Source organism: Nonomuraea sp. NPDC023979 (assembly GCF_040639085.1).
GTDB classification, from domain to species: Bacteria; Actinomycetota; Actinomycetes; order Streptosporangiales; family Streptosporangiaceae; genus Nonomuraea; species Nonomuraea ceibae.
The window spans coordinates 69,341-85,656 of record NZ_JBEZZG010000008.1 but is presented as its reverse complement, the minus strand read 5'-3'; the positions used below and the strand labels follow the sequence as shown (position 1 = coordinate 85,656).

At 73.8% G+C, this 16,316-nt stretch carries 17 protein-coding genes; 3 read left to right on the top strand and 14 right to left on the bottom strand.

The annotated features are described in order from the left end of the window. From AB0G11_RS17140 to AB0G11_RS17120, 5 genes are all read right to left on the bottom strand, one after another. On the bottom strand, positions 1-321 hold the full coding sequence (locus AB0G11_RS17140; RefSeq protein WP_219505703.1) for a non-heme iron oxygenase ferredoxin subunit: 321 nt from the start codon (positions 319-321) through the stop codon (positions 1-3). Further along, positions 318-1,442: a Fe-S cluster assembly protein SufD gene (gene sufD, locus AB0G11_RS17135; RefSeq protein WP_357586692.1), complete on the bottom strand. Its 1,125-nt coding sequence runs from the start codon at positions 1,440-1,442 to the stop codon at positions 318-320. Before sufD ends, AB0G11_RS17140 begins: the two co-directional genes overlap by 4 nt. Then, a complete protein-coding gene (sufB, locus tag AB0G11_RS17130; RefSeq protein WP_219505706.1) occupies positions 1,442-2,854 on the bottom strand; it encodes a Fe-S cluster assembly protein SufB in 1,413 nt (470 codons plus the stop codon). The genes sufD and sufB overlap by 1 nt, the downstream gene beginning before the upstream one ends. Beyond that, on the bottom strand, positions 2,851-3,552 hold the full coding sequence (locus tag AB0G11_RS17125) for a metalloregulator ArsR/SmtB family transcription factor (protein ID WP_219505750.1): 702 nt from the start codon (positions 3,550-3,552) through the stop codon (positions 2,851-2,853). The genes sufB and AB0G11_RS17125 overlap by 4 nt, the downstream gene beginning before the upstream one ends. A 95-nt stretch (positions 3,553-3,647) precedes the next feature. Then, positions 3,648-4,868 (bottom strand): multidrug effflux MFS transporter, encoded by a 1,221-nt coding sequence (locus tag AB0G11_RS17120; protein WP_219505708.1) that lies wholly within the window; start codon positions 4,866-4,868, stop codon positions 3,648-3,650. Between the two features lie 149 nt (positions 4,869-5,017). Here AB0G11_RS17120 and AB0G11_RS17115 point away from each other — a divergent pair, with 149 nt between their 5' ends. Together AB0G11_RS17115 and AB0G11_RS17110 are read left to right on the top strand one after the other, a co-directional pair. Beyond that, complete coding sequence (locus tag AB0G11_RS17115; RefSeq protein WP_219505709.1) at positions 5,018-5,926, top strand: ABC transporter ATP-binding protein; 909 nt, start codon at positions 5,018-5,020, stop codon at positions 5,924-5,926. Next, complete coding sequence (locus AB0G11_RS17110) at positions 5,923-6,693, top strand: ABC transporter permease (RefSeq protein WP_357586690.1); 771 nt, start codon at positions 5,923-5,925, stop codon at positions 6,691-6,693. Before AB0G11_RS17115 ends, AB0G11_RS17110 begins: the two co-directional genes overlap by 4 nt. Before the next feature lie 21 nt (positions 6,694-6,714). On the opposite strand, the gene AB0G11_RS17105 is transcribed toward AB0G11_RS17110, so the two are convergent. After that, complete coding sequence (locus AB0G11_RS17105; RefSeq protein WP_357586688.1) at positions 6,715-7,890, bottom strand: MFS transporter; 1,176 nt, start codon at positions 7,888-7,890, stop codon at positions 6,715-6,717. A gap of 109 nt (positions 7,891-7,999) precedes the next feature. Here AB0G11_RS17105 and AB0G11_RS17100 point away from each other — a divergent pair, with 109 nt between their 5' ends. Beyond that, a complete protein-coding gene (locus AB0G11_RS17100; protein ID WP_219505714.1) occupies positions 8,000-8,914 on the top strand; it encodes an EamA family transporter in 915 nt (304 codons plus the stop codon). A gap of 38 nt (positions 8,915-8,952) precedes the next feature. Here AB0G11_RS17100 and AB0G11_RS17095 read toward each other — a convergent pair whose 3' ends face one another. The 8 genes from AB0G11_RS17095 to AB0G11_RS17060 are packed head-to-tail and all read right to left on the bottom strand — an operon-like array spanning position 8,953 to position 16,248. Beyond that, complete coding sequence (locus AB0G11_RS17095) at positions 8,953-9,624, bottom strand: GntR family transcriptional regulator (protein WP_219505715.1); 672 nt, start codon at positions 9,622-9,624, stop codon at positions 8,953-8,955. A gap of 15 nt (positions 9,625-9,639) precedes the next feature. Further along, positions 9,640-10,650, bottom strand: a complete 1,011-nt coding sequence (locus AB0G11_RS17090) for an ornithine cyclodeaminase family protein (protein WP_357586686.1) — start codon at positions 10,648-10,650, stop codon at positions 9,640-9,642. Next, positions 10,647-11,624 carry a proline racemase family protein gene (locus tag AB0G11_RS17085; RefSeq protein ID WP_357586684.1) on the bottom strand — a complete coding sequence of 326 codons (978 nt, stop codon included), beginning with the start codon at positions 11,622-11,624 and terminating at the stop codon, positions 10,647-10,649. Before AB0G11_RS17085 ends, AB0G11_RS17090 begins: the two co-directional genes overlap by 4 nt. Further along, the gene (locus tag AB0G11_RS17080; RefSeq protein ID WP_357586681.1) at positions 11,621-12,622 is read right to left on the bottom strand and encodes a proline racemase family protein; all 1,002 of its coding nucleotides are present in this window, start codon (positions 12,620-12,622) and stop codon (positions 11,621-11,623) included. The genes AB0G11_RS17085 and AB0G11_RS17080 overlap by 4 nt, the downstream gene beginning before the upstream one ends. Beyond that, positions 12,619-13,512 (bottom strand): dihydrodipicolinate synthase family protein, encoded by an 894-nt coding sequence (locus AB0G11_RS17075; RefSeq protein ID WP_357586679.1) that lies wholly within the window; start codon positions 13,510-13,512, stop codon positions 12,619-12,621. Before AB0G11_RS17075 ends, AB0G11_RS17080 begins: the two co-directional genes overlap by 4 nt. Further along, positions 13,509-14,867, bottom strand: coding sequence for an NAD(P)/FAD-dependent oxidoreductase (locus tag AB0G11_RS17070; protein WP_357586677.1), 1,359 nt, complete (start codon positions 14,865-14,867; stop codon positions 13,509-13,511). Before AB0G11_RS17070 ends, AB0G11_RS17075 begins: the two co-directional genes overlap by 4 nt. Then, positions 14,864-15,106, bottom strand: a complete 243-nt coding sequence (locus AB0G11_RS17065; RefSeq protein WP_231618791.1) for a (2Fe-2S)-binding protein — start codon at positions 15,104-15,106, stop codon at positions 14,864-14,866. Before AB0G11_RS17065 ends, AB0G11_RS17070 begins: the two co-directional genes overlap by 4 nt. Beyond that, entirely contained in the window at positions 15,103-16,248 is a 1,146-nt protein-coding gene (locus AB0G11_RS17060; protein WP_357586675.1) for an FAD-binding oxidoreductase, read from the bottom strand. The genes AB0G11_RS17065 and AB0G11_RS17060 overlap by 4 nt, the downstream gene beginning before the upstream one ends. Positions 16,249-16,316: the final 68 nt, after the last annotated feature.

Sequence of the window (16,316 nt, the reverse complement as noted above, 5' to 3'; positions counted from 1 at the left end):
TTATGACTCCTTCGAGAGCGAGACGAGGACGTCGTCGCCGTCGATCTTGACTGTGTAGACGTTCACGGGCTTGGTCGCGGGCGGGCCGGTGGGCTTGCCGGAGCGGATGTCGAAGCACGAGCCGTGCAGCCAGCACTCCAGGGTGCCGTCGTACACCTCGCCCTCGCTGAGCTTGACCTCGGCGTGCGAGCAGATGTCGTGCAGGGCGAACACCTCGTCGCCCTTGCGCACCAGCGCCACGGGGGTCTCGCCCACCTCGACGCCGATCACCCCCTCGTCGGGGATGTCGCTGACCTTGCACACCTTCTCGTAGCCGCTCATCGTGCGAGCTCCGCCTCCACCGCGTTCATCACGCGCTCGCGCAGCTCCTCGACCTGGATCTTCTCGATGAGCTGGCCGAGGAAGCCGCGGATGACCAGGCGGCGGGCCTCGTCGAACGGGATACCGCGGGCCTGGAGGTAGAAGATGTGCTCGTCGTCGAGGCGGCCCGACGTCGAGGCGTGCCCCGCGCCGGCGACCTCGCCGGTGAGGATCTCCAGGTTGGGCACCGAGTCGGCGCGGGCGCCGTCGGTGAGGATGAGGTTGCGGTTGAGCTCGTAGGTGTCGGTGCCCTCGGCCGCGACCCTGATGATCACGTCGCCGATCCAGACGGCGTGGGCGCCCTCGCCCTGGAGCGCGCCGCGGTAGTCGACGTTGCTCTTGCAGTTGGGCTGCGAGTGGTCGACGAGCAGGCGGTGCTCCAGGTGCTGGCCCGCGTCGACGAAGTAGACGCCGGACAGGTCGGCGTCGCCGCCGGGCGCGGTGTAGGACACGCTGGGCGACAGCCGCACCAGGTCGCCGCCCAGGGTCACCACGAAGCTCCGGAACGTGGCGTCCTTGGCGAGCTGGGCGTGGTGGTGGGAGACGTGCACGGCGTCGTCGGCCCAGTCCTGGAGGCTGACGACCTTGAGCGTGGCGCCGTCGCCGACGACGAACTCGACGTTGTCGGCGTAGACGGCGCTGCCCTCGTGCTGGACGACCACGGTCGCCTGCGCCATCGGCTCGACGACGACCACGATGTGGCCGTACGCCGCGCCCTCGCCGCCGTTGCCCTTGATCTCGACGGTGATCGCGTCGCCGGGCACGGCCTCCTTCGGCACGGTCACGACCAGCGCCTTCTCGAAGCCGTTGTAGGCCTGGGCGCTGACCCGGTCGGCGGGCACGTACGCCTTGCCGATGCGCTCGTCGTCGCGGCCGACCCACTCGGCCCGCACGCCCTCGGGCGTGTAGACCTGGGTGACCACCTGGCCGCTGGCCGCGGCCTGGCCGTTGTGCAGCCCCTTCAGGCGCGACAGCGGCGTGAAGCGCCACGCCTCCTCGCGACCCGTGGGGACCTCGAAGTCGGCCAGGTCGTACGACGCCTTCTCGTGCAGGGTCGACAGGGGCTTCTCGTTCAGGCCCATCAGCCGACGGCTCCTTCCATCTGCAGCTCGATCAGCCGGTTCAGCTCGAGCGCGTATTCCATGGGCAGCTCACGCGCGATCGGCTCCACGAAGCCGCGCACGATCATCGCCATCGCCTCGTCCTCTTCGAGCCCGCGGCTCATGAGGTAGAACAGCTGGTCCTCGCTGACCTTGGAGACCGTGGCCTCGTGGCCCATCGAGACGTCGTCCTCGCGGACGTCGACGTACGGGTAGGTGTCGGAGCGGCTGATCTGGTCGACGAGCAGGGCGTCGCACTTGACGGTGCTGGCGCTGCCGTGGGCGCCCTCCTCGATCTGCACGAGACCGCGGTAGGAGGTGCGGCCGCCGCCGCGCGCCACCGACTTGGAGATGACGCTGGAGCTCGTGTTGGGCGCCAGGTGCACCATCTTGGAGCCGGCGTCCTGGTGCTGGCCCTCGCCGGCGAACGCGACGCTCAGCGTCTCGCCCTTGGCGTGCTGGCCCATCAGGTAGACGGCCGGGTACTTCATGGTGACCTTGGAGCCGATGTTGCCGTCGATCCACTCCATGGTCGCGCCCTCGTAGGCGACGGCGCGCTTGGTGACCAGGTTGTAGACGTTGTTCGACCAGTTCTGGATGGTCGTGTAACGGCAGCGGGCGTTCTTCTTCACGATGATCTCGACGACCGCGGAGTGCAGCGAGTCGGAGGAGTAGATCGGCGCGGTGCAGCCCTCGACGTAGTGCACGTAGCTGTTCTCGTCGACGATGATGAGCGTCCGCTCGAACTGGCCCATGTTCTCGGTGTTGATCCGGAAGTAGGCCTGGAGCGGGATCTCGACCTCGACGTTCGGCGGCACGTAGATGAACGAGCCACCGGACCACACGCTGGTGTTGAGAGCGGCGAACTTGTTGTCGCCCACCGGGATCACCGAGCCGAAGTACTCCTTGAAGAGCTCCTCGTGCTCGCGCAGGCCCGTGTCGGTGTCGACGAAGATGACGCCCTTCTCCTCAAGGTCCTCACGGATCTTGTGGTAGACGACCTCGGACTCGTACTGGGCCGCGACGCCGGCGATGAGGCGCTGCTTCTCCGCCTCGGGGATGCCGAGCTTGTCGTAGGTGTTCTTGATGTCCTCGGGCAGCTCGTCCCAGGAAGCGGCCTGCTTCTCGGTGGAGCGCACGAAGTACTTGATGTTGTCGAAGTCGATGCCGGTGAGGTCGGAGCCCCAGGTCGGCAGCGGCTTCTTGCCGAACAGGCGGAGCCCCTTCAGGCGAAGGTCGAGCATCCACTCCGGCTCGTTCTTGAGCGCGGAGATGTCTCGGACGACCTCCTCGGACAGGCCGCGCTTGGCCGCGGCCCCGGCGGCGTCGGGGTCGGCCCAGCCGAACTTGTAATTCCCGAGGCCTTCCAGCTCCGGGCGGTCGGTGACAGTCACCTTCCGGTCTCCTTGTTCTTATCGATGGCTCTATGTGCGGGCCCCAGCGTCTGGGGGCTGACGTGCGTGGTGCAGACCCCGTCGCCGTGCGCGATCGTGGCCAGGCGCTGCACCGGGGTGCCGAGCAGTTGCGCGAACGCCTCCGTCTCGGCCTCGCACAGCTGCGGGAACTCCGCGGCCGCGTGCGCCACCGGGCAGTGGTGCTGGCAGAGCTGGTCGCCGCCGGACTTGGCCTTGCTGGCCGAGGCCGCGTAACCCTCCGCCGACAGCGCCTGCGCCAGGACCTGGACCCGCTGGTCGGCCGGCACCGCCCGCATGACCGGCTCCATCCGCCGCAGCAGGCCGGAAACCTGTGAGCGGGCGAAGTCGGACACGGCTTCTTCTCCCATGCGCTCTGCCAGGAAACGCAGCGCGCTCCCGGCCAGATCGTCATAGGCGTGCTCGAAGGCACTGCGCCCCGCGTCGGTGATGGCGAACAGCTTGGCCGGCCGCCCGCGCCCGCGCTGACCGCGCTGGCGCCCGGTGCGAGGCTCGATCATCCCGTCGGTCAGCAGCGCGTCGAGGTGACGGCGGACGGCCGCGGGCGTGAGCCCGAGCCGCTCGCCCAGCGCCGCCGCGGCGATGGGACCGTGTTCCAGGATCAGCCGGGCCACGCGCGCACGGGTGCTGCGCTCGCTGCCTGGCTCGATCGTGGGCACGTTTTTCACAACATCAGTGTGCCGTAATTCCTTCCCGCATCTCAAATGAATCCGGAGGACCCGGCAATGCAATTTCTCACGCAGGGTAGGCTTACCTAATTTCGCTGGCGTCCCAGGATGCCGAAGCTGAGCGCCGAAGCGGCCATCAGGGCGAGCATCAGCGCGGCCATCGGCACGGCGGTGTCCTGGCCGGCCAGGCCCACCAGCGGGGCCGCGACCGCCCCCAGCGCGAACTGCAGGACGCCCAGCAGCGCCGAGGCCGACCCGGCGACCTGCGGGGGCTGCCCGGCCAGCGCCAGCGCGCCGGTGCCCGGCAGGACGAGCCCCTGGCCGCACATGATGACGAACAGCCCCGCCACGATACCCGCCAGCCCCAGCCCGGTGACCGCGGCGGCCAGCAGGAGCCCGCCTCCCGCCAGGCTCACGAACAGGCCGGCGAACACCAGGCGCGCCGGCCGGACCCGGCCCGACAGCCTGCCGCCGACCTGGGCCATCACGGTCAGGCCGAGCGCGTTGAGCCCGAAGATGAGCGAATACTGCTGGGGCGTGGCCGCGTACACCTCCTGCAGCACGAACGGCGAGCCGGAGATGTAGGCGAACATGGCGGCGAAGGCCAGCCCGGCCGTGAGCGCGCAGCCCATGAACGCGCGGTCGCGCAGCAGGGCCCAGAACGTGGCCAGCGTGTGCTTGAGCCCGCCGCCCTCCCGCTGCTCGGCGGGCAGCGTCTCGCGCACGCCCGGCAGGACGGCCAGCAGCAGCACCAGCCCGGCCAGGCTGAGCGCGACGAACACGCCGCGCCAGGAGGTGAAGGCCAGCAGCTGCGCGCCCGCCACCGGGGCCAGGATCGGCGCCAGGCCGCTGACCAGCATGAGGGTGGCGAAGATGCGGGCGATGGCGGGCCCGTCGTACAGGTCGCGGACCACGGCCCGGACGATGACCAGCGCGGCCCCGCCGAGCATGCCCTGCAGCAGCCGCAGCACGATCAGCACGGGCACCGACGGCGCGAAGGCGCACAGCAGCGACGTCAGCGCGAACCCGGCCACGCCGACGATCAGCGGCAGCCGCCGCCCGCGCACGTCGCTCACGGGCCCGGCGATCACCTGGCCGGCCGACACGCCGATGAGACAGGCGGTGAGCGTGAGCTGGACCTGGGCGGCGGGGCTGAGCATCTCGCCGCTGATGGCGGGCAGCGCGGGCAGGTACATGTCGATGGACAGCGGCCCGATCGCCGACAGCGCGCCCAGGATGAGGAGCAGGAGCCCCCGTCGCTCCTTGACGACGGCCGGTTGCGACTGCGTGGCCTCTGCCACGGACATGCGTACCCCTTTCCCCGCAGGCGGTGTGGCCCACGAGGGCCGAGGGGTCAAACCATCATCTGGTCCCCCGAATTCCCAATTATGGGATAAATTTCGGCCAGCTTGCCCTGCGGGCCGGACCGGCCCCGGCAGTCCCTAAACTCGTGCGCATGGAATCCCCAGCCGTCGAGATCGCGGACCTGGTCAAGCGCTATGGCGGCACCACCGCGGTCGACGGCCTCAGCATGCTGGCCGCGCGCGGCGCGGTCACCGCCGTCCTCGGTCCCAACGGCGCCGGCAAGACCTCGACGGTGGAGATCTGCGAGGGGTTCCGCAAAGCCGACGCCGGCACGGTGCGGGTGCTCGGCAGCGCCCCCGACGCCGCCGCGCTGCGCCCCCGGGTGGGCGTCATGCTGCAGTCCGGCGGGGTCCCGCCCGCGATGCGCTGCGCCGAGTGGCTGCGGCTGGTCGCCCGCTTCTACGCCCGTCCCCTCGACCCGGGCGCGCTGCTGGAGCGCCTCGGCCTCTCCGATCACGTACGGACCCCGTACCGGAGGCTGTCGGGCGGCCAGCAGCAACGGCTGTCGCTGGCCGCGGCCGTCATCGGCAGGCCCGAGCTGGTCTTCCTGGACGAGCCGACGGCCGGGCTCGACCCGCAGGCCAGGCACGCGTGCTGGGAGCTGGTCGGCGAGCTGCGCGCCGCCGGGGTGTCGGTGGTGCTGACCACCCACCACATGGACGAGGCCGAGCGGCTGGCCGACAAGGTCGTCATCATCGACCGCGGCCGGGTGGTGGCCGAGGGCAGTCCCGCCACGCTGACCGGCGCCGAGCGGCAGCTCCGCTTCCGCGCCCGGCCGGGGCTGGGGCTGGAGGAGCTGCTCAACGCGCTGCCGGCCGGGAGCGCGGCCAAGGAGTCGCCGGCCGGCCACTACATCATCGAGGGCCAGGTGGACCCGGAGCTGCTGGCCACCGTGACGGCCTGGTGCGCGGCGGAGGGCGTCACGGCCGACGACCTGCGCATCGAGCGCCGCACGCTGGAAGACGTGTTCCTGGAGCTGACGGGCAGGGAGCTGCGATGAGCGCCACGCTGGACTTCACCCCCGCGCCGGGGGCGGCGCCGTTCCCGCGCATGGTGCTGGCGCAGGCCGGGGCCGAGATCCGGGCCATGCTGCGCAACGGCGAGCAGCTGCTGCTCACGATGATCATCCCGGTGCTGCTGCTGGCCGGCTTCTCGGTGGCGCCGCTCATCGACGTGGGCGGCGGCGACCGGGTGGCGTTCCTCGCGCCGGGCGTGCTGGCGCTGGCGGTGATGTCGACGGCGTTCACCGGGCAGGCGATCGCCACCGGGTTCGAGCGGCGCTACGGGGTGCTCAGGCGGCTGGGCGCCACGCCGCTGTCGCGGGGCGGGCTCATGCTGGCCAAGACGGCCGCGGTGATCGCGGTGGAGGCCATCCAGGTCGCGGTGATCGTCGCGGTCGCGCTGGCGCTGGGCTGGCAGCCGCACGGGTCGCCGTTCGCCGCCGCGCTGCTGGTGCTGCTGGGCACCGCCGCGTTCAGCGGGCTCGGGCTGCTCATGGCCGGCCTGCTGCGGGCCGAGGCGACGCTGGCCGCCGCCAACCTGGTCTACCTGCTGCTGCTGGCGGCGGGCGGGGTGGTGTTCCCGCTGGCGAAGTTCCCCGCGTCGGTGCGGCCGGTGCTGGAGCTGCTGCCGATCTCGGCGCTGACCGGCGGGCTGCGCGCGGTCCTGTCGGGCGGCGCGGCGCTGCCGCTGGGCGCGCTCGCCGTGCTGGCCGTCTGGGCGCTGGCCTCCCTGGGCCTGGCCGCCCGCACCTTCCGCTGGGACTGACCGGCGCGACGACGCCCTGGCCTAACCGGGCGTCGCGTCCGGGACGAGGGCGCCGTAGCGGCGTCTGGCGAGGGCGGCCACGACCGTGAGGGGCAGCGCCGCCGCCGCGGCGAGCCCGAACAGCAGCCCGTAGCGGCCGTCCCCAGCCAGCGGCCCGGCCGCCCACGAGGAGGCGGCGCTGCCGACGAACAGCGCCGAGGCGAAGAACGCCACGGCGGTGCCCCTGGCGTGCGGCACCACGGAGGTGACCCACGTCTGCAGCGACGAGTGCATGAACGACCAGCCGCCGCCGAGCAGCAGCGCGGTGACCGTGACGGCGGCCACGCTCACCCCGGCGGCGACGACGGCGTACCCGGCGCACATCTGCGCGCCGCCCGCCGCGATGAGCCACCACGCGGGCCACCCACGCGACAGCCGCATGACCAGCCGGCTGAACAGCCACACGCCGAGCCCGTAGGCGGCGGCGCAGAGCCCGGCCACGGTGGTGGAGACGCCGTCGTGCTGCAGGGCGGTGGCCAGGAACGCCATCGTGCCGATGAGCACGGCCCCCTCCACGAACGCCAGCGCGAACACCAGCAGCGCCCACGGGCTGCGCAGGACCGCGCCGACGTGCCCGCCGCGCCCGGGACCGGCGGCGCTCCTGGGCGGCTCCGGCAGGGCGCGCAGCGCGACGGCGCAGGCCAGCGCGCACGCGGCCGGGACGGTGAACACCAGCCGCCAGCCCGCCAGGTCGCCGAGCAGCCCGCCGAAGCCGGTGGCCAGCGCGGTGCCCAGCGCCATCACGCCCATCAGGTCCGACAGGGCGCGCTGGCGGCCGGACGGCTGGACGGTGTCGCCGACGTAGGCGAGCGAGGCGGGCACGATCGCGCCGAAGCAGGCGCCCGCGGCGACCCGGGACAGGACGAGCGCGCCGAGCACCGGCATGAATGCGGAGACCAGGCCCGTCACGGCCGCGCCGAGCAGCGCGATCCGCATGACGCGCACCCGCCCGAACCGGTCGGACAGCACGCCCCACAGCGGCTGCACCAGCCCGTAGGCGAGGTAGTAGCCACTGGCCACGGCGACGGCGGCGGCCAGCGGGACGCCGAGGTCGACGGCGATGAGCACGAGCATGGGCGTCACGGCGAAGCGGTCGAAGCAGCTGACGAACGAGGCCGCGGCGAGGGAGGACGGGGGCCTGTCGGGAGTGGCGGACATGGGTCCCTTTACCGATTCATGGGGTTATCGGGCAGTCATATCACCTCGGCTGCGGCGACGCCGGAGGCGGTGGGTAGGCTGCGAGGGCCTTTTCGCTGTGAGGAGATCCGTGACCGCCTTCGCCTACGACGACCCGCTCGACCGCGGCGGCCGCCTGCCCCGGGCCGGCAGCCTGCTGCGCGGCGCCGCCGATTCCATTCCGCCGTCCGGGCTGGTGCTGCTGGGGATCTTCTCCGTGCAGCTCGGGGCGGGGTTCGCCAAGGAGCTGTTCGCGGCGCTCCCGCCGAGCGCGGTGGTGTTCCTGCGGATCGCTGCCGGGGCGCTGATCATGGGGGCGGTGGCCCGGCCCCGGCTGCGCGGGCTGGCGTGGCGCGACTGGGCTGTGGGCCTGGCGTTCGGCGTGACGCTCGCGGTGATGAACCTGACGTTCTACGAGGCGCTGGCGCGGCTGCCCATGGGCGTCGCGGTGGCGATCGAGTTCCTGGGGCCGCTGGGCGTCGCGGTGGCGGCCTCGCGGCGGCGGCTCGACCTGCTGTGGGTCGGCCTGGCCGCGGCCGGGGTGGTGCTGCTGGCGCCGTGGGGGCAGTCGGCCGGGGTGAGCTGGGCCGGCATCGGCTTCGCGCTCGTGGCGGGCGCCTGCTGGGCGGCCTACATCCTGCTGTCGGCGGCGGCCGGCGGCCGTTTCCCCGGCACCACCGGGCTGTCGTTCGCGATGATCGTGTCGGCCGTGGTGATCGCGCCGGTGGGCGTCACGACGGGCGGCGCCGACCTGCTCCAGCCGGAGCTGGTGCTCATCGGGCTGGGCGTGGGGCTGCTGTCGTCGGTGATCCCCTACTCGCTGGAGCTCAAGGCGCTGCGCCGGATGCCCAAGCACGTGTTCGGCATCCTGATGAGCGTCGAGCCCGCGGCTGCGGCGCTGATCGGCGTGCTGCTGCTGGGCGAGATCCTGAACGTGCAGCAGTGGGCGGCGGTGCTGTGCATCGTGGCGGCCAGCTTCGGCTCGACGCGGGCGGGCCGGGGCTAGGGCGGGCCGGGGCTGGGATTGCCGGGGCCAGGGCGGGCTCAGGCGTTGCTGGCCCAGATGCCGCGCACGTGCTGGATGTGCTCCGACATGATCAGACGGACGGCCTCCACGTCGCCGCCCTTGAGCGCGTCGAGCAGCTCCACGTGCTCGCGGGCGGAGTCGGCCAGCGTGCCGCGCTGGGAGAGCTGCGACAGGCCGTAGAGGCGGGCCCGGGTGCGCAGGTCCCTGACGACCTCGACCAGGTGCGCGTTGCCCGACAGCGCGAGCAGCTCCAGGTGGAAGCGCAGGTCGGCGTCGACGTAGGCGAGCAGGTCGCCCTGCTCGGCGGCGGCGACGATCTCCTCGGCGACCGGGCGCAGCCGCTCGAAGTCGGCGGCGCGCCCGGTGTCGGCCAGCCGCGCCACGGTCGGCACCTCGATGAGCCTGCGGATCTCGGTCAGCTCGTCCAGGTCGCGCTCGGACAGCTCGGTGACGCGGAAGCCCTTGTTGCGCACCGCCTCGACCAGGCCCTCCTTGGCCAGGTCGAGCATGGCCTCGCGGACGGGCGTGGCCGACACGCCGAACTGCGCGGCCAGCACCGGCGCCGAGTAGACCACGCCGGGGCGCATCTCCCCCGTGATCAGCGCGGCCCGCAGCGCGTGCGCCACCTGCTCGCGCAGGCTCTGCCGCTCGCCCACCATCGGCAGGTCGAGCCGGTCCTCGGCAGCCATCCGCCCATCCCTTCCCTAGGTCCTCCGGGACCGGGTCCGCTGAAACCACGCCTCGTACGCGGCGGCCGCGACGACCAGGTCCTGCCACGCCATGCCGGTGCCCTTGAACACGCGGGGCCCGTCGCCCGGGACGACCCGGCCCGCGACCAGCTCAGCGAGGTTTCCGGCGAGATGATGAGTGGTGATCGTACCGTGGCGGATGGGGATGACCACATCCCCCGCTTCGGCCAGCGCCGCGGATCTCGCCTCGACGACCACGCACGACCGGGCGATCAGCTCGCCGTCGAGCTCCCGGGCGTCCTGCTCGTGCGACCCGATGGCGACCACCGTGGCCCGATCGCGCACCAGCGCGCCGTCGAACAGCGGCTGCCTGGCGGTGGTGCAGCAGACGACGAGGTCCGCCCGCGCCACGGCCGCGCCGACCCGCTCACCGGCCCGCTCACCGGCCTGATCACCGGCCCGCTCACCGGTCTGATCACCTGGGCCGGTCAGCGCCTCGGCCTCCAGGCCCAGCTCGCGGCAGCGGGCGGCGAACGCCCCGGCCCGGCCGGGGTCGCGGCCCACGACCGTGACCCGCCGGACGGGCCTGACCTCGGCGAGCGCCTCGACGTGACCCCACGCCTGCGGGCCCGTGCCGAACACGAGCAGGTCGCCGGCGTCCGGCTCGGCCAGGTGGCGGACGGCCAGCGCCGAGACGGCGGGCGTGCGCAGCGAGGTGAGCGCGATCCCGTCCATCGTGGCGAGCGGCGCCAGCGTGCGGCCGTCGAACAGCAGGTACGTGCCCTGGATGCGGGGCAGCCCGAGCGCGGCGTTGCCGGGCGCCACGGTGGCGGCCTTGACCCCGGCGTACCGCCCGGCCGCCGCGGGCATCAGCAGGAGCTGACCGGCGGGCAGATCGACGACGGGCCGCTGCGGCGTCGCCTCCGGGTCCAGCCCGCCGAGCAGCGCCTCCTCCAGGAGCCGCACGGCGCCGGCCACGGGCACCAGCCGCCGCACGGTGTCGGCGTCGAGATGGGGAAGGGTCATCGCAGCGTGAACCCCGTGCCGATGGGGTCGTCCGGGTCGAGCTCGAAGGTGTGCCTGCCGGTGCGGTAGGCCATGCCCTCGATCTCGGGCACCACCCCGGCGGGCGTCTCGGCGGCCACCCGGGCGCGGAACACGCTGCCGACGACGCTCTCGTGCACGAGCGTGCCGCGGTGGCCGTCCTCGTGCAGCAGGGCGAGCCGGGCGGCGGTGCCGGACCCGCACGGCGAGCGGTCCACCTCGCCGTCGGCGAACACGGTGACGTTGCGCTGGCGGCCGGGGCCGAGGTCGTCGTAGAAGATCACGCCGTAGACGCCGGACAGCCGGTCGTCGCCGGGGTGCCGGGTGGCCGGGTGCCCCTCCAGCCCGGCCTTGATCCGGCGGCCCCAGGCGATGAGCTCGCCCACGTGGCGCGGCTCGACGGACAGGCCGACGGCCTTGGCGGGCACCGAGGCGTAGATGGCGCCGCCGTAGGACAGGTCGGTCTCGATCCCGGCGGCCGGGACGCCGCGCGCGATCACGTACGAGGGGACGCTGACGAAGGTGACGGCGGTGACGCGGCCGGCCTCGCGGCGGACGCGGGCGGTGACGCGGCCGGAGGGCACGTCCACGACGACGTCGGTCTCGCCGTCTGGGTCGCTCTCGACCAGGCCCTCGCGGACGGCGTGCACGCCGAGCGCGATGGTGCCGTGGCCGCAGGCGGTGGAGTAGCCGTCCTTGTGCCAGAACAGGACGCCGAGGTGGGCGCCGGGGTCGTCGGGCGGGACGAGGAAGCAGCCGTACATGTCGGCGTGGCCGCGCGGCTCGTGGCAGAGCAGCCGCCGCACGTGGTCGGCGGCGGCGGGGGCGTTGGCGCGGCGTTCGAGCACGGTGGCGCCGGGGATGGCGGGGACGCCGCCGGTGACGATCCGGAACGGCTCGCCGCCGGTGTGGTAGTCGACGGTGCTGATCAGGGGCGTGCTCGCAGGCGGGGTCACAGCTCGAACCCTTCGGGGAACGGGTCGCGCGGGTCGAGGAAGTACTGGGCGGTGCCGGTCACCCAGGCGCGGCCGGTGATCGACGGGACGACGGCGGGCCTGCCGCCGACGACGCCGTCCTCCAGCAGGCGGCCGATGAACCGGGTGCCGATGAACGACTCGTTGACGAAGTCGCGGCCCAGCGGCAGCTCGCCCCGGGCGTGCAGCTGGGCCATGCGGGCGCTGGTGCCGGTGCCGCACGGCGAGCGGTCGAACCAGCCGGGGTGGATGGCCATCGCGTGCCGCGAGTGGTGGGCGTCGGAGCCGGGCGCGGCGAAGTAGACGTGGTGGCAGCCGCGGATGCGCTCGTCCTCGGGGTGCACGGGCTCGTCGGCGGCGTTGACGGCCGCCATCGTGGCCAGCCCGGCGGCGAGGATGTCGTTCTTGGCCTTGCGGTCGAACGGCAGCCCGTACGCGTCGAGGTCGACGATGGCGTAGAAGTTGCCGCCGTAGGCGAGGTCGTAGCGGATCTCCCCGTAGCCGGGCACGGTGACGGTGGCGTCGAGCCGGTCGGCGTAGGAGGGGACGTTCCTGAGCGTCACGGACGTCGCCATGCCGTCGCGGACGGCCACGTCCACGACGACGAGCCCGGCGGGCACCTCCAGGCGGACGGTGGTGACGGGCTCGACGACCTCGACCATGCCGGTCTCCACCAGCACGGTCGCCACGCCGATCGTGCCGTGGCCGCACATCGGCAGCAGCCCAGACACCTCGATGAACAGCACGCCCCAGTCGGCGTCTGGCCGGGTGGGCGGCTGCAGGATGGCGCCGCTCATGGCGGCATGGCCACGCGGCTCGTTCATCAGCAGCTTGCGGATGTGGTCGAGGTGGTCGCGGAAGTAGACCCGCCGCTCGGCCATGCTCGCGCCGGGGATGACGCCGACGCCGCCGGTGACGACCCTGGTGGGCATGCCCTCGGTGTGCGAGTCCACGGCGTGGAACACGCGTTTGGTCCTCATCGCAGTCCTTCCGCGAGTGCCTTCTCGGTGGCGGCGCGCACGGCGGCGGCCTGCTCGTCCGTCAGCGGCCGCCGGGGCGGGCGGCAGGGGCCTCCCGGACGGCCCGCCAGGTCCATCGACAGCTTGATGGCCTGGACGAACTCCGTCTTGGAGTCCCAGCGCAGCAGCGAGTGGAGCTTACGGTAGAGCGGCAGGGCCGTGCCGAGGTCTCCGGCGACGGCCGCCCTGTAGAGGGCGGCGCCGGCGGCGGGCAGCGCGTTCGGGTAGCCCGCGATCCAGCCGGCCGCGCCGGCCAGGGCCAGCTCCAGCAGCACGTCGTCGGAGCCGATCAGCACGTCCAGGCCGGGGGCCAGCTCGGCGATCTCGTAGGCGCGGCGCGGGTCGCCGGTGAACTCCTTGACGGCCACGATCAGGCCCTCGTCGAACAGCCGGGCCAGCAGCGCGGGCGTCAGGTCGACCTTGGTGTCGTAGGGGTTGTTGTAGGCCACCACGGGCACCCCGGCGGCGGCGACCTCGCGGTAGTGCTCGGCGACCGCGGCCTCGTCGGCGCGGTAGGCGTTCGGGGGCAGCAGCAGCACCGACCCGCAGCCCTCCTCGGCGGCCTGCTCGGCCCAGCGCCGCGACTCGCCCGAGCCGTACGCGCCGACGCCCGCCATCACGTTGCGCCCGCCCACGGCCTCGACGGCGGTGCGCACGACGCGTCCCCGCTCGTCGGCGGTGAGCGTCTGGTACTCGCCGAGCGACCCGTTGGGCACGACGCCGTCGCAGCCCTGGTCCACCAGCCAGCGGCAGTGCTCGGCGTAGGCGTCGAAGTCGACGGTCAGGTCCGCGCGCAGGGGGAGCGCGGTGGCGACCATGATGCCGTGCCAGGCCTTGCTGCGTTCGGTCATGGATGTCCTCCCGTGGGGGGTTCGGCGGCTTCGGCGAGTGCTGCGAGGGTGATCGGCTGGGCGACGGGGCGGCGCGGCGGCGCGGGCCGCTCGCCGGTGAGGCAGGCGACGGGGTAGCCGCAGATGCGGCCCTGGCACCAGCCCATGCCGGGCCTGGCCAGCAGCTTGACCGAGCGCGCGTCGGTGGCGCCCAGGTCCTGCGCCTCGCGCAGGCGGGCCAGCGGCACCTCCTCGCACCGGCACACGAGCGTGTCGTCGCGCAGCCAGCCCTGCCAGCCGTCTTTCACGGGGTAGGCCGCCAGCAGCGCGCGGGCGAAGGCGCGCAGGCTGTCGCGCCGCCGGACGAGCTTGACGGGCAGTGCCCTGCCGGCGGCGGCGAGCCCGGCGAGGCGGCCTTCGAGCTCGGCCAGCCGCCAGCCGCCGACGCCGGTGGGCTCCCCGGCGGCCCACACGCCGGGGACGCCGGTGGCCTGGCGGCCGTCGACGGCGAGGACGGGGCTGCCGTCGGCGTCGTGCCGGGTGGCGCAGCCGAGCTGGACGCCCAGGTCGATCTGGGGGGTGAAGCCGTAGCCGGTGGCCAGCGTGTCGCAGGCGACGCTGCGGGCGGACAGCACGTTCCAGTCGCGGCCGAGCCGGGCCACGGTCACGGCTTCGAGCCGGTCCCGGCCGTGCGCGGCGATCACGGCGGTGCGGGGCCGGTACGGGACGCGGTGCCGGGCGAGCGTGAGCGCGTACGAGGCGGCCTCCCCGGCCTTGCCCAGGGCGAGCACGGGGTGGCGGGCCAGCCCGAGCCCGGCGCTCGCCTCGTGCACGCCGAGCACGCGCGCCCCGGCCCCGGCCAGCCCGGCGGCGACCGGCAGCAGGAACGGGCCGGTCCCGGCGACGACGACGCGCTGCCCGGCGACCACGCCGTTGCCCTTGAGCAGCGCCTGCGCGCCGCCCGCGGTGAGCACGCCGGGCAGGTCCCAGCCGGGGAACGGCAGCGGCCGGTCGTGCGCGCCGGTGGCGATGAGCAGGCGCCTGCCGCGCACGTCCACCGGCCGCTCGGCGCCGTCCGAGGTGGTGACGCAGTGGGCGGTCAGGTCGCCGTCCGGCTCGCGGGTGACGCTCCACACCTGGTGGCCGAGCAGCACGTCGGCGCGTTCGGCCAGCGCCCGCGCCCGGCGGGCGAACCCGTCGAAGCCGGGCGTGCCGGGGTTCGGCGGGGCGGCGGGGTGGCGGAAGTACTGGCCGCCCAGCCGCGCCCCGGAGTCGAGCAGGGCCACGCGCAGCCCGTGCTGGGCGGCCGACAGCGCGCCCGCGACCCCGGCGGCGCCTCCCCCGACCACCACCAGGTCGTACGGGTTGCCGGTCATGAGGTGGTCACCTCGTCGCCGGGCCGGGCCTCCAGCAGGCAGGCGCGCTCGGGCGGCCGGCCGTTGACAGTGACCAGGCAGTCGAAGCAGACGCCGATCCCGCAGAACAGCCCGCGCGGCCGCCCGCCGAACCGGGTGGTGCGCCAGGAGCGCACGCCCGCCGCGTGCAGGGCCGCGCCGATCGTCTGGCCCGGCGTCACCGGCACGGGCCGGCCGTCGATCGTGATCTGGAAGGTCAACGCGGCTCCTCCGGGAATCGGTCGGGGCGGAACGGGTGCGGGTCGAGGGCGGGCTCACGGCCGGTGAGGAGCTGGGCGAGCAGGTGACCGGTGGCGGGGGCCAGGCCGATGCCGGCGCCCTCGTGCCCGCACGCGTGGTACAGGCCGGGCGCGCGCGGGTCGGCGCCGATCACGGGCAGGTGGTCGGGGCAGTAGGGCCGGAACCCGCAGTAGGACCTGATGACCCGCACGCCGCGCAGCGCGGGGAAGAGGGCGACGGCCTGCTCGGCCAGGCGCGCGAGCACGGGCACCGAGGTGGTGCGGTCGAAGCCGACGCGTTCGCGGCTGGCGCCGATGAGCACGGTGCCCGCCTGGGTGCCCTCGACGACGGCGGACGTCTCCAGCGCCGCCGAGTCGCTGGCCACGTTGGTGACGTAGGCGGCGGTGTAGACCTTGTGCCGGATCAGCGGCTCGGCCAGCGGTTCGGTGACCAGGATGAACCCGCGCCTGGGCAGCACCGGCAGGCTCACCCCGGCCAGCGCGGCGAGCTCGCCGCCCCAGGTGCCGGCCGCGTTGACGACGGCGCCGCCGAGGATGTCGCCCCGGTCGGTGCGCACGCCGGTGACGCGGTCGCCGGAGCGGACGAAGCCGGTGACGGTGACGCCGAGGCGCAGCCGGACGGCGCCGTGCCCGTAGCTGTCGGCGCCGTGCCGCAGCAGCCTGGCGGCGGCCAGCATGGGCTGCACCTGGGCGTCCTGCGGGTAGAACACGCCGCCCGCGAGCCCGTCGGCCAGGTGCGGCTCCAGGTTGCGCAGCGCGCCGGCGGCGACGCTCTCGTGCTCGACGCCCTGCTTGCGGGCCAGCTCGGTGAGCCGGTCCTGGATCTCGGCGGTCTCGGCGACGACGAGCCCGCCCTTGGGCTCGAACTCGAAGCCGCCGCGGGTCTCGGCCAGCTCGCGCCAGAGCCCGTTGGACAGCAGCGCGAGCTCGAGCTCCGGTCCTGGTTCCTTGTCGGAGACGAGCACGTTGCCCTCGCCCGCCCCGGTCGTGCCGCCCGCGACGGGGCCCCGGTCGACGACGGTCACGTCCAGCCCGGCGCGCGCGGCGTAGTAGGCGCAGGCGGCGCCCACGACGCCGGCCCCGACGACGATCACGTCGGACATCGGCTCACCTCCACCTCAGTAATATGTCACATGTCCAGCGGAGGGAAAAGCCGGTGTCGGGACCGCCA